11 protein-coding genes are annotated in these 15,692 nt (G+C 40.0%); 2 read left to right on the forward strand and 9 right to left on the reverse strand.

The annotated features are described in order from the left end of the window. Positions 1-121 precede the first annotated feature (121 nt). The 5 genes from pip to ACM0OX_RS32280 form a co-directional block, all read right to left on the reverse strand. Entirely contained in the window at positions 122-1,060 is a 939-nt protein-coding gene (gene pip, locus ACM0OX_RS32260) for a prolyl aminopeptidase (RefSeq protein ID WP_414519037.1), read from the reverse strand. Positions 1,061-1,286: 226 nt separating this feature from the next. Then, the gene (locus tag ACM0OX_RS32265) at positions 1,287-5,447 is read right to left on the reverse strand and encodes a filamentous hemagglutinin N-terminal domain-containing protein (RefSeq protein ID WP_414519038.1); all 4,161 of its coding nucleotides are present in this window, start codon (positions 5,445-5,447) and stop codon (positions 1,287-1,289) included. A 592-nt stretch (positions 5,448-6,039) separates the two neighbouring features. Then, the gene (locus ACM0OX_RS32270; RefSeq protein ID WP_414519039.1) at positions 6,040-6,696 is read right to left on the reverse strand and encodes a DUF928 domain-containing protein; all 657 of its coding nucleotides are present in this window, start codon (positions 6,694-6,696) and stop codon (positions 6,040-6,042) included. A 154-nt stretch (positions 6,697-6,850) separates the two neighbouring features. After that, entirely contained in the window at positions 6,851-8,746 is a 1,896-nt protein-coding gene (locus ACM0OX_RS32275) for a CHASE2 domain-containing protein (RefSeq protein ID WP_414519040.1), read from the reverse strand. A 157-nt stretch (positions 8,747-8,903) separates the two neighbouring features. Then, the gene (locus ACM0OX_RS32280) at positions 8,904-9,614 is read right to left on the reverse strand and encodes a response regulator (RefSeq protein WP_414519041.1); all 711 of its coding nucleotides are present in this window, start codon (positions 9,612-9,614) and stop codon (positions 8,904-8,906) included. 650 nt (positions 9,615-10,264) lie between these two features. On the opposite strand from ACM0OX_RS32280, the gene ACM0OX_RS32285 reads away from it, so the two are divergent. After that, on the forward strand, positions 10,265-10,594 hold the full coding sequence (locus ACM0OX_RS32285; RefSeq protein ID WP_414519042.1) for a hypothetical protein: 330 nt from the start codon (positions 10,265-10,267) through the stop codon (positions 10,592-10,594). Between the two features lie 10 nt (positions 10,595-10,604). On the opposite strand, the gene ACM0OX_RS32290 is transcribed toward ACM0OX_RS32285, so the two are convergent. From ACM0OX_RS32290 to ACM0OX_RS32305, 4 genes are all read right to left on the reverse strand, one after another. Continuing rightward, on the reverse strand, positions 10,605-11,174 hold the full coding sequence (locus ACM0OX_RS32290) for a hypothetical protein (protein WP_414519043.1): 570 nt from the start codon (positions 11,172-11,174) through the stop codon (positions 10,605-10,607). A 102-nt stretch (positions 11,175-11,276) separates the two neighbouring features. Continuing rightward, the gene (locus ACM0OX_RS32295; RefSeq protein WP_414519044.1) at positions 11,277-11,825 is read right to left on the reverse strand and encodes a DM9 repeat-containing protein; all 549 of its coding nucleotides are present in this window, start codon (positions 11,823-11,825) and stop codon (positions 11,277-11,279) included. Positions 11,826-12,502: 677 nt separating this feature from the next. Then, positions 12,503-13,453, reverse strand: a complete 951-nt coding sequence (locus tag ACM0OX_RS32300; protein ID WP_414519045.1) for an AAA family ATPase — start codon at positions 13,451-13,453, stop codon at positions 12,503-12,505. A 63-nt stretch (positions 13,454-13,516) separates the two neighbouring features. Then, a complete protein-coding gene (locus tag ACM0OX_RS32305; RefSeq protein WP_414519046.1) occupies positions 13,517-14,611 on the reverse strand; it encodes a DUF4350 domain-containing protein in 1,095 nt (364 codons plus the stop codon). 339 nt (positions 14,612-14,950) lie between these two features. Between ACM0OX_RS32305 and ACM0OX_RS32310 the strand changes: the two genes are divergently transcribed. Then, positions 14,951-15,640: a class I SAM-dependent methyltransferase gene (locus tag ACM0OX_RS32310; protein ID WP_414519047.1), complete on the forward strand. Its 690-nt coding sequence runs from the start codon at positions 14,951-14,953 to the stop codon at positions 15,638-15,640. The last annotated feature ends 52 nt before the right edge of the window (positions 15,641-15,692 follow it).

Below are 15,692 nucleotides of genomic sequence, written 5' to 3' on the forward strand. Positions count from 1 at the left end.
GATCTACGACGATTTTGGTTTTCTAGAAAGATGTGTGTACACCGTAGCGCAAGCGAGGAGGGGGCTATGATGTACTTTATATGATTGGGAAATGCTATAGAAATCTAAATATTCAACCGAATTAAATATTATCTGTTGCCTCAATCAAAGCACTACGAATTCCTGGTTCACTCATCGAATGCCCCGCATCAGGAACCACTATAAATTCGGCTTCTGGCCAAGCGCGATGTAATTCCCAAGCTGATATCATTGGGCAGACTACATCATAGCGTCCCTGAACAATTACAGCCGGAATATGGCGGATACGGTCTACATTTAAGAGTAATTGATCTTCTGTTTCCAAAAATCCCTTATTCATAAAGTAATGGCATTCAATGCGTGCAAAAGCTGAAGCAAATTCACTTTCGCCAAACTTTTGCATGAGTTCTGGGTCTAAGAAAAGTCTACTGGTACTACCTTCCCAAATTGACCAAGCACGCGCTGCTGTTAATTGAATTTCTAAATCTGGATTGGTCAAGCGTTTGTAATATGCTGCAATCAGATCGTCACGTTCATCTATGGGAATTGGTTTGAGATATTCTTCCCAAGCATCAGGAAAAATATAGCTAGCACCCTCTTGGTAGAACCAGCGCAACTCTTTTTGCCTCAGCATGAAAATCCCACGCAGAATTAATCCCGTGCATCGAGAGGGATGGGTTTGACTGTAGGCTAATGATAAAGTACTACCCCAACTACCACCGAAGACCGCCCACTTTTCTATACCTAAATGTTGGCGCAGTTTTTCGATATCACTGACTAAATTCCAAGTGGTGTTTTCTCGTAATTCAGCATGGGGCGTACTTTGACCACAACCGCGCTGGTCAAACATCACTAACCGCCATTTTTCTGGGTGGAAATATTGCCGATAAAAAGCTGGACATCCACCACCAGGGCCCCCATGCAGCAAAACGATGGGTTGACCTTGCGGGTTTCCTGACTCTTCAAAATGGATAGTATGAAGGTCGGAAACCTGTAAACTACCTTCTAAGTAAGGCTCGATCGCTGGGTAAAGTTCTCGCATTTTGGGTATTTTATCAGTAATAGTCTGTCAAATTCATTTTGACGGTTAGAAAGACGCGATAAATCGCCGTCTCTACAAGAAATTATCCGTCAATTAGTTATGCTAACCACAGTCATTACACCCCTCCTCGCTTGCGGGGAGGGGAGACAAAGCGTAGGTTTGGCGGGGTGGGGTTCTTTGGGTTTAATAAGCAATCAAGTGGACATGATGTCATCTAAAAATTGCTTCACTGACATGCTCGACTGAGTACCAAGCGTCCATCAGCAAGTCGATAAAGCCCTTGTGGTTCAACTATGCGATCGCCTTTTTTCCAAGTCTGCGATGTTGGTTCAACATTACGCACTTCACCTGTAGAATAGATTGAAATTAATCCATCCCCCGGACTACTACGTAAAGCACCAGAACCAGTGATGAAGAATGTACCCCCTTGTTTGGAACTGCGAACAATGCAACTATTGGCGATCAGTGCATTGGTATTGATGACATTTGGGGATAATCCGGTAAAGCTGTTTTGAATGTAACTGGTATCGGGTGCGTTAATATTTGTTATACCTGATACACCTAATTCAGAACTTGCAGTAATATCGCTTTTTTCGGTTGGTTTTGTCCGCGCTTCAATACCGAAGATACCTTGCGAATTGATTTGGACGTTTCCACCGAAACCAGTATATGCATTGGCGCTAATATCGCTGTTTTCTTCAGGGCTGGCGACGATGAATTTTGAGTCTATATTGATGTTACCGCCATCGCCACCTGATTTCGCTAACCCCGCAGTTGTGGTGATATTGCTGTTACGACGCAATAGTAATAAATCTGTAGCAGTTAAGTTAATATTTCCACCATCACCAGAGGTAGTTGCAGCAGCAATAATTCCTTTATTATCTAGTTTTACAGTACCGGAATTAATATTAATATTCCCAGCAATTCCATCTCCCAGACTACTTGCAGATAAAGCTGCACCATTGAGAGATAAATCACGGGCTGTAACGTTAATATTGCCGCCTTCACCTTTACCTATGAATCCTGCATCTATTGCGACTATGCTAAAGATGCCAGTATCAAAGTTAAAACCATTGGGAGTTGTCCCCTGAAGAGAGAATTTTCCGCCAGCATTAACGATGACATTACCTGCATTTCCTTGCCCAATTGTTGCAGCATTGATGTTAGAACCATTTGTGAAATAAATGTCGCCAGTAGCATTAATTAGCACATTTCCAGCATTGCCTTTACCAGCAGTAGTGGAATATAGAACAGCACCATCGGATAAAGAAAAATTACGCCCCTGAATTTCAATATCTCCACCTTTACCTACTGCATTTAGGTAAAGAATGGAGGACAAAGTGCTTTTTCCCAAAATAGAGACATCACCACCTGCTTGAATTGCAATTTTACCAGCATTTCCATCTGTGGCAATAAATGTTGCTATATTACTATCTTTGATTGTTGTGTTACCTAATGTAGTTATTAAGACATTACCTGCGTTGCCTTTACCATTAGACAATGTAAAAAAATTAGCGCCATCAGATAGTTCTAAACTACGGGCTACAATCTCAATATCACCACTGTTACCTACACCGGTTTCCAACACGCCGCTAGATATTCCGCTACTAAGTCTTTCACTGCGTCCAGAAAATGTCACAGCACCACCTGCTTGAATTTTGATATTCCCGGCATTACCTTCACCTGATGTACTAGCATTCAGGAAAGAACTATCTGTGAAAGAAACATTCTCTTTTGTATTGATTGAGATATCGCCAGCATTACCTTTACCATCAAGATTGCTGTTAAAAATGGCAGAGTCTCCGCTTACAGAAAATGACTTTGCGAAGATATTAATATTTCCGGCATTACCTGCACCTGTTTTGGAAATGCTGTTACTTATACTACTGTTATTGGCAAGAGAAACTTTGTCTGTTGCTTGTATTGAGATATTACCAGCGTTTCCTTTACCAAAAGTGCTAGCGAAAAAATAAGAGCCATTATCTAAAGAAAGCTTTCCTGTTTGGATATCAATATCCCCACCATTACCTACTAATTCTGAAGTTGCACTACTAAAATGTGCTTGATTATTTAAAGATAAAGTATCTAGAACTTTAATAGAGATCCTACCAGCATTTCCCTGCCCAAAGGTGTAACTATTAATCGCAGCATTATCTAATGAAAAGTCTCTAGCTTGAATGTTGATAGTGCCAGCATTACCTCTGGCTTTATCAAGAACAGTAGAACTAATTTGAGTGAAACCAATATTATTAGTATCGCTGAGGGAAATTTTTTCTGCTGCTTGAATAAAAATATTACCTCCATTACCCAGTCCAAAGGTATCAGAACTTATTTTACCTGTGTTGTTTAAGAATAATTCTCTGGTATTGATGCGGATATCTCCACCTTTACCTACACCATCTAAACTAACGTCACTACTAATACGGCTGGGTAATTCACTTTCTCCTAATTGTTCAATAAAAACCCTACCAAAACCGTCTATATTAATAGTTTCACGGGCATTAATGGTGATATTGCCTGCGTTACCTATTCCATTTGTACCTGTATCAATACTTGCACCATTTGTCAACGATAGCAAGCCAGTTGTGACTTCTATATTTCCACCATTACCAACACCTCCAGTTAATATATAACTTTTAATACCAGCAATCGAATAGCCAACTATCCCATCTAACTGAATTGTGTCGCGGGCATTAATAAAGATATTACCTGCATCACCTTTACCAGAAACGGCGGTAGATATTTGTGAACCACCCAATAATGAGAGAGTTCCAGTATTAACCCAGATATTTCCAGCTTTACCTACACCATCTGCCGATACTTCGCTGTCAATAAAACTATCACCATCCAAAGCAATATTATTAGCATCAATCGTAATATTTCCTCCATCGCCTTTACCAAAGGTACCACTGCTAATAAATGCTCCATTAGTTGATTGGAGAGAACTTGTTTTTATCTGAATATCTCCAGCTTTACCTGTACCTTCTGAGTTGACGATACTAGTAATACGGCTATAAATTCGACCTGGTTTACCGTCCCTTAAAGTAGTATCTACAAAACCATCTAAACTTATGCCATTACTCGTATTAATATTGATACTACCGGCATTTCCCTGTCCGAAAGATTTGGTGTTGAGTTGGGAACCTTGCGCTAGAGAAAGAGAACCTGTTTGAATGTTAATACTACCACCATTACCTACACTCCCTTCTTCCGCAGAACTATAAATATCGCTACTATCTGTAAGCGCAATGTTATCTTTAGCTAAGATGGAAACTTTACCAGAATTTCCTTGCCCAGAAGTACTGGCATCTAGAAATGAATCATTACTTAAATTCAGGGAACCTGTCTTTATATTAATGTCACCTGATGTACCAACAGCGTCTTTTCGCAATGTGTTGGAAATAAAGCTGGCATCAGTGAGATTTATGGTTCCTGTGGCGTTAATTTCAACATTGCCACCTTGACTATTTGGTGTTCCTAGACCTGTCTCTATACCTGCTCTGAGTTTACTTTCTCCAGCCAAATTCACATCACGGGCATGAATTTTAATATTCCCGCCATTCGCACCTCTAACATTAACTTCTGCGGCGTTATTGAAGGAAACATTTGCTCGTTCTACACCATCAGGCACTACCAAACTGATATTATCACTTGTGATATTTAATCCGACATTTCCTGGTGCAGCCAAACCTGCTAACTCAATATTCCCTTCATAAGTGCGAATACTCCCACCATCAAGATTGATATTTCCACCGACAAGCAGCAAACTTTTACCATCTGCTACTCTTAAACCTGTGACATTTTCAGCAATAAGATTCTTACCAGCATCTGCTTGCGATTGATTGGTAATTCCTGCATTCGCTTGGATTTGATTAAACAACAACGCCGAAGGATTAATCGTCAATAATGGTGCTGTTTCAGGATTCGTGGCGCTAAAAACCCCCTGATTTCCAAACTGAATTCCGTTCGCAGTTGTGCCAATAAAGGAACCCTGCACATCTAAACTGGCATTTTTACCAAATAAAATGCCATTGGGATTGAGCAAGAATAAATTTGCATTACCTAATACTCCCAATGTACCGAAAATATTCGATGAGTTACCACCAGTAACGCGAGAAAAGATATTTGTTATTCCCTCTGGATTGGCGAAATAAACACCTTGACCCTCACCGATGTTAAAATCTTGAAAACTGTGAAATAGATTAGCACCACGAGCCGCACCGCCTTCGATACGGTCATTGTTTGTATTGATAGGAACGACTTGCGATCGCTCCTTTCCCAGGCTATTATCGGGAGTTAACTGAGCAACAGCAGGATTAATAGAAACTGCAATACCTACCACGCATCCCAGCCATCCTGTGACAGCAACCGGCCAAATTTTCACCATTTCTATTCTGCCTACTATTTTTATAGTGGTTCTTAGTTGTTTAATACAGACCTCACCCTAACCCTCTCCTCTTAGGGGCTACCGTGTACACACAAGTCGAATTTTTTCTTAAATCCCAAAGATTACCTACTTAATCGCAGTGATGGTTAGGCTGGGGTAAAACAAAAGCTAAAACTTTAGTAAATCAGGTTTCAAGTGAGGTTTTGAGAATTTATGCAATAAATATATTGAATTCGGATGGTCGTTCATTGAATTCGGGTGGTCGTTCATTGAATTCGGGTAGTTGTTTATTGAATTCGGGTAGTTGTTTATTGAATTCGGGTGGTTGTTTATTGAATTCGGGTGGTTGTTTATTGAATTCGGGTAGTTGTTTATTGAATTCGGGTGGTTGTTTATTGAATTCAAGCAGTGGTTAGGGTGGAGTAAAACCCAGATTCTTGAACAACTTCAGACTTGTGTGTACACCGTAGCCTTAGGAGAGGAGATCAGAAAAACTTTTATTGCTGGAAGGGGAGTAAGATTCAAAGCCTCTCTCCTTTTAGGAGAGAAGTTTGGAGTGAGGTCAGAGTGTGTTGCATCAAAATGAAAACTGCTATATTTTTTCGCTGCCAATTTTCTGGAGGTATTCAATTCGTCGCTGAATATTTTTTTTATCTACGTCATTACCGATAAGCATTTCAGACTGTGCTAGTTCTTTAACTAAAGTTGCCCAAGTTTGCCCCAGTTTACCATTACCAGTTGCTTTTAATGCTTCTTCTAGTGCTTCATACCACAGTTCATTTTCAGCATAATAATTTATGCTATCTGGAATACTAGTAAATCGATTTTTAGCAAGTGATTGAGGATTGATAACGGTAAATTCTGCACGTCTAATAATCGCGTCGTTTTTGCAGTCAATTGCAATTTGCCATAAATATGTTTTACCAACTGTGAGTTCGGGGTATTCGAGAGGAAGTTTTAGTTTGTTAATCCCGACTGTTGTGGGTATTTCTTTAACTTGTCCAATTTTTTTAACAGTGTTAGCTGAATCAAATTCATACAGTTGGAATCGCGCATTTTGGGAACTTGACATATACCAAGCTAACATTGGACGCGTGGAAGCGGTTTTACCGATAAATGTCTGAGGTGCAAGCTGTGTTAGTGGTATGCCGTTAGCTGAACATCCACGCGAACCACCTCCACGGGTATTGTCGCTGGCTGGTTTGCGATCGCGTGGGTTAAACTGAGCAAATGCTGGGACTGCGGTCATAAGAAAAACTACTCCTACAACCAAGCTTGTAAGTCTGCGCTTATTTTGCCAAAATCTGAAATGTTGATGACTCATGGTAAATGCTGTTGATTGTATGGCGATCTCAAACTTTTGCAGAATTCAGAATTCTGGCGAATAATGCCTTTATTCTTTCTTAAAATTCCTTCATAGGTGTCCAACTAAGTTCGCATATAGTTCCACGTGGAGAAAGGGATTCACGGCGAAACTCTCCTCCTAATTCTTTCGCAAGCATTTTAAAATGTTTTGTGCCTTTATTTTCTAGTTTTGATTTAATACCTGAACCGTTATCTTTCACAGATAAATTGTATTTATTTGCACTATAAACACCCGATGCTTGAACGCGCTTAACTCCTTGAGCGTGTTTACCAACATTACATAGAGCTTCTTCTAAAAACAGACATATTCCCCGTTTGTGTTCTATAGTTAAATATTTATCATCAATCGGTTCAAAATTGCGAATTTTTACTTTTAATGTTTGAAAATGTTCAAAATCTTTACGTTCTAATGTACTTGAATAAACTTCATATAATAAATCGTGTAAAGGTCGTTTCAATTCAAGTATTAATCCGCTACCTAAACGCAAACTCTCTTCTGTGGTTAATGCTTCGAGTTTGAGAAATTCACCAACTTCTCGAATTTCGCGATCGAGTTTTTCAAATTGTCCAACTAGTTGTTCGTAGGGGATATCTTGAGCACGCAGATGCTTTAATCCATAAGCAAGAGTTTGCAAAGGGCCATTATGAATTACGGTAAATGTGTGTTGAATTGTGTTTTGACGTTCGTTAATTTGCGATCGCAAGAATTTATCATGCTGGTAAAAGGCAAAAGCACTTAAGCCAAGCCCATTTACAGCTAAGATCAGCAAACCAGGTGCTACCGGAATCCATATACCCCACACCCACAACATCATATACCCACAGCTAAACAGAGCAAATCCGGCTACGCCAACACTAAGTATATTTCTCCAAACAGATTGGGTAAGTCGTCCGATAATTATCGGCAGAAAACCCCAAACAAAGATCCATGCATACTCTTCTATATCTCCCCAACTATGCAACATTGGGCGACTGTCGATTACACTACTAAGAATTTGACCGATCGCATGAGCGTGATATTCAATGCCATAAATTTGACCGTTTAATTCTAAGTCTGTCAATGCAGATGTATAAAAAATATCACCAGTACTCGTATTGCGGTTGCCAACTAATACAATGCGATCGCGCAATAATTCTGCATCTACTTTTCCAATTAAAATGTCGCGTAGCGAGACAACATGGAAAGGCTTAGAAGTATTGCGAAAATTCATTAAAATTGACAATCCGCCATCATCAACATTAACGTATCCGCCAAAATTATGGGTGATTCGGGGTAATTCAATCCCTCGAAATCTCATTGTATTCGGGTCATTTTTTCCTGTTTCCAATTCAATTCCTTTCGCTTGGAAGTACTTAATAACTAACCGCATCGCTAAAGAATATTTATCTTGGTTGATATTGTTAGGATTATTAGGGTTTGTTGTAAATAACAAATAGCGTCGATTTTTGCTATCCTTATCGTTAGGTAAATCGACAAATCCAACTCGTTCAGGTGGGAAATTCTGGGGTGGAGGAGTTTGTTGGGGTGGTAATATTTTTTGAATCCCGATAATATTAGGATTCTGCTGCAACACCTGCGCAAGTTCTTTACCACCAGGTTCAACAGGAACATTTTTGAAGATATCCAGCCCAATAACTAACGGTTTATAAGTTTCCAGCTTGGTGAGTAACTCTGCAATCTTCTCATCTGGAATGGGATATTGCTTAACCCATTCAATATCCTTTTCATCGATACCTACAATTACTACACGTTCATCAATTTTTTCGACTGGACGCAGAGATAACATCTGATCGAAAAGCATCCATTCCCAAGATTGCATTCCTCCAGTTATACGTATCAATATCACCATAAACAGTACCATGATTCCAGGAGGTGCAGCCTGTAACCACAATCCAAATTCTTGGCGAATGCGATTCCAGATTCTCCTGCTCATATCATGTCTAGATAATTAGTTATAATTCCCACAGTCATTGCACCCCCACACGTCAAAATAATTAGTAATTGATAATTCGTAATTCTTAGTTACAATCAGTGGGGGCTTGTACCCTTTTTAATTACGATCGCTTTTTACCGAATTAAATTTCCCCGAATTAATCGATTAAACCTTCATCACGGGAACGAATTTCAGTTTGAATTCGCATATTCTTACCACTTTGCTTGCAGTCTTCAGGATAAACTCCCAACACATCCTGAATCTTCGTCCAGTAAGTACGTACTGCTCTTTCTGATTTATACATTCGATCGGCGATCGCTCTATCTGTCAAACTCTCTTCAAAAGCCAACCGCAACACCTCCAACCATTCTGGTTTGAGTTCGATTCCCGTTTTGATGTCTTTGGTGTGAGTTGCACCATGAAGGGCCAAATTAGCCCGCATTAGCATTTCATCTTCGGGTAATCCTTTATCTGCGATCGCAAATCCAGCTTGATGATTATCAATCTCGTGTTTGATCCGAATTAACGCCTTCACATAACTGGTTTGTACCATAAAATTCTGATGGGGATATTCTTGGAGCAAAGTTTGCAACAGCTTAATTCCGGTATCAATTTCTGCTGTCTCCCCTTGGCGATCGGGAATTGATAAATCCATCACAATCAGGTCAAAGTGATGATATTGAAGTTGAAAAAGTGTCTCTTTTGCCGTCTGAGCTTTAATAATAGCAGCTTCGGGATACTGTCTACTTAAGACATCGAGCGTACCAGTTAAAATTAATTGGTGGTCATCTACAACAAGAATACCCAGCTTTTTTTCCACTGGTAAATATCCAAAAACTTGATGTTCTTTTAAATTTACTACTACCATATTTTCATCCAAATTCAAAGTTTCTTTAAGCTTTATGAAAATTTTCTTTGTCTCCGGCGTTTAACTTGAGAGTCATATCTTGTATCTTTTAGCCCTAACTCATTGAAGTATGCGCTCATTTTAATTGGAGATGAATTTTCAAGCTATGCAGAAAAGTGCAAATCTAGAGGTGCGATCTGATTTTGAATTCGGAATCATTAATAATTAGCCCTCACCCTAAATCCCTCTCCCAAGTTTGGGAGAGGACTTTGAAAATGGCTCCCCTTCTCCCAATTTTGGGAGAAGGGGTTGGCTTTCAAGGGTAGTAAAATACACACTTTCACCGTTCTCTTTCTTAAAAACTACCCGCGATGTGCAGCGTTTTCCCAGTGATTCAAAATCAGAATATCTTGGTTGCCAGGGCAATCAAAGTGGGCGAATTATCTGGCAGTAGTCACCCCATTTCAGACTTTGACACCACTGCCTAAATGCTGTTTTAAAAACGCCAAGGTGCGATCGCGTGCTAATTCTGCGACTTAATTGCAGATTTCGGGCTACCCCAGGCGCGGCGGCGTTTAGTTCTAGTAGCCAGCACAGAGAGTGCTATTTCACTACCATCCACATCTGCACATATCGGCTGGTACGGGGCGATCGCTCATTTAATTCCCACAATGCCTGATTCCAAACTACTACCCAAACAACAGCAAGCTGTAGAACAATTTCTGGCTGCAAATGAACCCGTACCACTGCTTGTAGAAAGAGTTGGGGGACGAAATGAACGGAAGCTCAAACCGGGACATCTGCCAGCTAATACTATCGTGCGATCGCATTTCACCGATCAAAGAGGTGGCTACCGCAATAAATTCGCAGACATCCGGTTGCCAGATGGTACGGTCAAATCTTTGTCTATTGAAGGTGCAGCCATTTTACAAAGTTTTCCGTCTTGGTATGAGTTGCCGTCAGAAGCTGCTACGGCTGGCTGGGTCAATCCTTGGGTATAATGCCTGCTTTTCAACTATCCCCAAAACCTGCGAGTTTTTTAATTTCTGTGATTTCATTGGCTACTGTATTATTTATAAAAACATCTGAATACCTACAGCTTACTACAGCAGTTCCCTCATTTCTTCCTTTTCCTGTTTTGACAACTTCCCACGATAGCTCTGTATTAGATCTACTAAGCTCTGCGGCACCACCTCCCGTTATGTAAGTTTCTTGTGATACCAATTCAAAATCACTAGGACAAGTTATTGTTGGCGCCGGACATACTTTTCTTTTACCAGGGCTGCCATTAGTACAACTTTGTCCTAATGTCGTTACTTTGCGAAAGGTTTCGTAATCTTCACGACGCTCTTGCCTAAATTCATTTTCAAGTTGACTTAAATCATTGCTAAATTGTATGAGAACAGCGGGTGTGATCGGTGAATTTGTGTATTTTTTTGTCAGATATTCAAATTTTGTTTTATAACTTGCAACATAATTAGTAAAAGGTTCAGGTGGATTGATATCTTTATCTTCAGCAAAGGTTACTACGGGAGAAGCAAGTACTATTAACATTCCAATTATTGTGTAAGAAAGCCTCATTGATTTCTACTCCTTATGAATGATTAACACTTTCTATTACTACTATTTTTCAGCAATGGCTATGACCGCCAAAGGTATCCAGAAGTTTTTATTCTATTGAGTTTAGTTTGCAATCAAAAACTCGAAATTTTTGTCTGTAAATCGGTATTCTGCTCCTCCAAATGAAACGTAGCAGATTTTAGTCGGCTCATAGTATTTTCCAGGTATATACTCACCTTTGTACTTGGCTCTGCAAACATATAATGTGTTTCCACCATTATCTTGATTGCCTCCCCAAGCTCTATCTCTAGAAGATGGCAATTCTCCCCCAGTATTTCTCCAGCTCCAGTTGTTTCCCGTTAGTACACGATACTTGGTGTAGCGATATTCTTTATTTCCCCCCGGAATGAAGCAATTATGAGCCTCAGTTAACTTTCCAGGTATATACTCTTTATCATGTATCGCTTGGCAAACATACAGTTTCTTTCCATTCTGACTGCCACCAACAACAGCATTAGTAGGGATATAGTTATTGGTTTTTTTCTTTTCGTAATTTACCCATGAAACACTCGCCAATGCAGGTACTGCTATAGAAACTGCTATTCCAGTTGCTAGAAGTGTAGCGATACGACTGAATTTCAGCAAACTTACTTTTGTAAAGTTGGTGTTCATCCTTTTATCCTCACTGAGCATTCGTTGCCACTGATTGTTTTTATGATTCTTGGGTTTCATAGGAATTCCTCCCCACCCAATTGGGGAAGTTTTTCCCCAGGTAGAGGAATAAGTAATGAGGCAGTAATCAAATGCCCCGTGCAGAGATAATTAAATAAATTTTAATTCACCTTATTTGCACCTTTTTTGTGGTACTTACTAAATGAACTTCTCTGCATATCACTCTTTACGACAACTTTTAGTTTTTATGCACTGAGAATAGAAAATTTGGAAAAAATCTGTAAAATCCTTTTCAAGGTGAACGTTTGTACTATGAAATAAATAATGTTTTTAACCCAATTTTGGTATTTTGGTAATTGCAATCGCTTAATTTACAGTCAAAAAATTTGGAGTTGAATCCATAATTTCTTTCTTTAATTGCAGCCGATACCTGAAATGCGGTAAAAAATTAGACCTCTTGCAAAAGTCCCTAACACCCCACCCCGCAAGCGGGGAGGGGTTGGGGGTGGGGTTATTTCTTATTTTTGATTTATGCAAGAGGTCTATTGTATAGTACGTATGCTCACCTTGAAAGGGCTAGTTCTAATTGCCTTGATTTGCCGTAGGGGCAATTCATGAATTGCCCCTACATTTCGTACTTGATGCGTAAGTCCTATTACACAAGAGGTTTAATTTTTTCACCTCGGAACTGGTACTTGATTAATTACCGACGCAATTACTGCATCCATTTGTAAACCATCCAGCATCGCTTCTGGTTTCAAGATGAGACGATGACGTAGTAACGGTGATGCAACTGCTTTTACATCATCTGGCGTTACAAAATCCCTTTTTGCTAACCACGCTATGGCTTGAGATGTCTGCAACCAAGCACCGGTAGCACGGGGTGATGCACCCAAAGTTAAATCAGGATATTGACGCGATATTGTCACCAACGCCAACAAATAATCAACGATCGCTTCTGATACTTTAACTTCTTTGACTGCTTGTCGTGCTTGCAAAATGTCGGCTACTGTTGCAATTGGTTTTAAACGGCTAATATCCAAACGTCGTGCTGCAAAACCCGCCTGACGATTGAGTAACATTTGCTTTTCAGCAGTTCGATCGGGGTAATCTACCACCAGCTTAAATAAAAATCTGTCTAACTGTGCTTCTGGTAAAGGATAAGTCCCCTCAAATTCTAGGGGATTTTGTGTCGCAATTACCCAAAATAAATCTGGTAAAGGCAAACTTTCACCATCCAGTGTTACCTGCATCTCTTCCATTGCTTCTAGCAGCGCCGCTTGTGTCTTGGGCGGAGTACGGTTGATTTCGTCCGCTAGCAATACTTCAGTAAATATTGGCCCTTTTTTCAAAGTGAAATTGCGGCTATTCAAGTCAAAAATATTAGTACCAGTAATATCTGAAGGTAAAACATCTGGTGTTAATTGAATCCGGCGAAAATCCCCTTGAATTAACTGCGCTAACACTTTTACGAGTAGGGTTTTCCCAGTTCCCGGTACTCCTTCTAAAATTACATGTCCACCCGCTAGCAGTGCTACTAAGAGTTGCTGTATTAAGCTAGATTGTCCGACAATTACTTGATTAAGACCTTGACCAAGACGAATTAAGATAGGATGTGTTTCGCTCATATTTTTTATTGATAAATAACCAACGCAGAGTACAATTTCAAAAAAATAATTACGAATTACGAATTACGAATTACGAATTTCCCTAATGCTTTGCCATTTCCCCAACCAGCTTAACAGGTCTCGTTCACTGATGGGTTGTTTGCGAGATTGTAGCTTTAAAACTGCATCTAGTTCGGCTGCACTTGCACCTGTTTTTTCCATCCAGAAATCGATCAAGGCTTGACGTTCTAATAGTACTTGCCCTAATCCCAAGACTTTTTGCAGTTCTAGTTGTTCTTGTTTACCCACCATTTCAACAACAAAGTCGGTGGTATCAGCTTTCTGCAACACCCCGGCTAAAGCTTGGATGTATGCCGAGCTATTATCTACAACTGGTGTATCTAAAGCTACTGGCTTGCCAAAGCGGCGATTCTGCGCCCAAACTAGCACTAATAGTAGGATACCTACCTGTATCAAGATTGGAAGTAAAGGAGTTTTGGCAAAAAAGCTAGATAAATCTCCTTCGCTTTCCTTCTTCCTGACATCGGCATCTTTATAGCCGTGGATGTATTCATCGACAAAGACTGTGTTACTTTTTTCAGTAACCAAACTAGCTAAATACTTGAAATTACTTAAATAATCTTGGTAGGCGTTGGCAGCTAAATAAGGAGTGGTAGAAAAAATCACCTTTCCTTTTTTGTAATTTTCTTTCCAGACAACAGCACCAAATCGATCGCCTAAATTAACCTGCTGGGAGTTAGCTTTTTTATATCGTCTACGTGTATCAATTTTAATATTACCTTCAGGAGATTTTTGCATAGTGCTAAACTCCGCTTCTGTAACCCGCGCCTTTGCACCCAAAATTACCAAAGTATTCCCTTTTTCTACCCATTCCCGCTCTTGACTATCCAGTATGGTTTCTCTGGGATAGCCGCCTACCTGGAGGAAGGTAACTGGGCTGTTCTCTGGCTGAATATCACTAAAAGGCTTTTGCCAGCGCTTGATAGAAATTCCCTGTTGTTGCATAAAAGCATACCAAGCACCATAGCCATCAGAGTTACGGTTATAGGTAGAACCAGCGTTAATTTTAGTATTATTGGGAGCAGCGAACAAACTAAGTAAAACGATCGCAGCGAGTGCGATCGCTCCCATCCAAGCAAGGCGATTTGGACGTTTCATTTTCGACTTTCATAGCCTTTGAATATCACTGTTAATACTTACTTATTTTTTAGTTAAAGTCAAAATATACTTTCTTTAACTTTTTGCAGCGATCGCCTGTTTGATGAATGCTTCTAAATTTTGGGTAGCAGTGGGATTGTCAAACAGAACCTTGCTTGAGAGTTTTAGGGCTTCTCGAACTGAGTATCGCTAATCGATAGAACCTAAAGAATTGCTGTAATCATGTCTAGGTATGAGTTACAACTGCGATTCTTGGAAATAGTGTAAATCCTGCATCAGGCTCCATTATCGCTTATGTTTTAAAGGAGAAGATTGTTCGTGCTATTTGAGCGGCGTTATATGGACGAGAATGAAAAACGAATCCTTGACTCATGGCAGATGAATGCTAAATTATGGACACAAGCAATTCGTAATCAACAAATTGAAAGCCGTGCGATCGCCACAGATGCCGCTATAGTTAAAGCGATAACCCAACTAAATCCAAGAACATTCTTAGATATTGGATGCGGTGAGGGATGGTTGTCTCGACAGCTTTTTTCTTTAGGAATTGATGGCTGGGGTGTCGATTTTTGCGCCGATCTCATTGAGACAGCAAAGGATAGTGGTGATTCTCGCTTTGTTGTCTGTTCATACTCGGATCTTGCATCACAAAGATTTAGCACTATTAACTATTTCTCTTGCTTGATTTGCAACTTTTCAATTCTAGGCGAATGCGCTCTTGATGAGATCGCTAAGGCAGGCCATAGCCTGTTAGAGGACAAAGGCAAAATAGTCATTCAAACACTTCATCCGATAATTGCTTGCGGTGACTCTCCATACTCCAATGGGTGGCGCGAAACTTCATGGCAACCAAATGCAGATCGACCATTCTACCCTACTCCTTGGTATTTCCGAACCCTGGAATCATGGATCGACGAATTCCATACTTTGAATTACCGATTGCTAAATTTATATGAGCCATCCGATCCCAAGACAAATAAACCGATTTCCATTATTTTTGTCTTTGAACGGGAGCAAAGTATTAATTAACCAGGGTAAGAGCATCTCAATCAGGCTTGACGCAAGGAATCAGAAGAATCTA

It is taken from the genome of Nostoc sp. PCC 9305, assembly GCF_963920915.1.
Lineage (GTDB): Bacteria > Cyanobacteriota > Cyanobacteriia > Cyanobacteriales > Nostocaceae > Nostoc.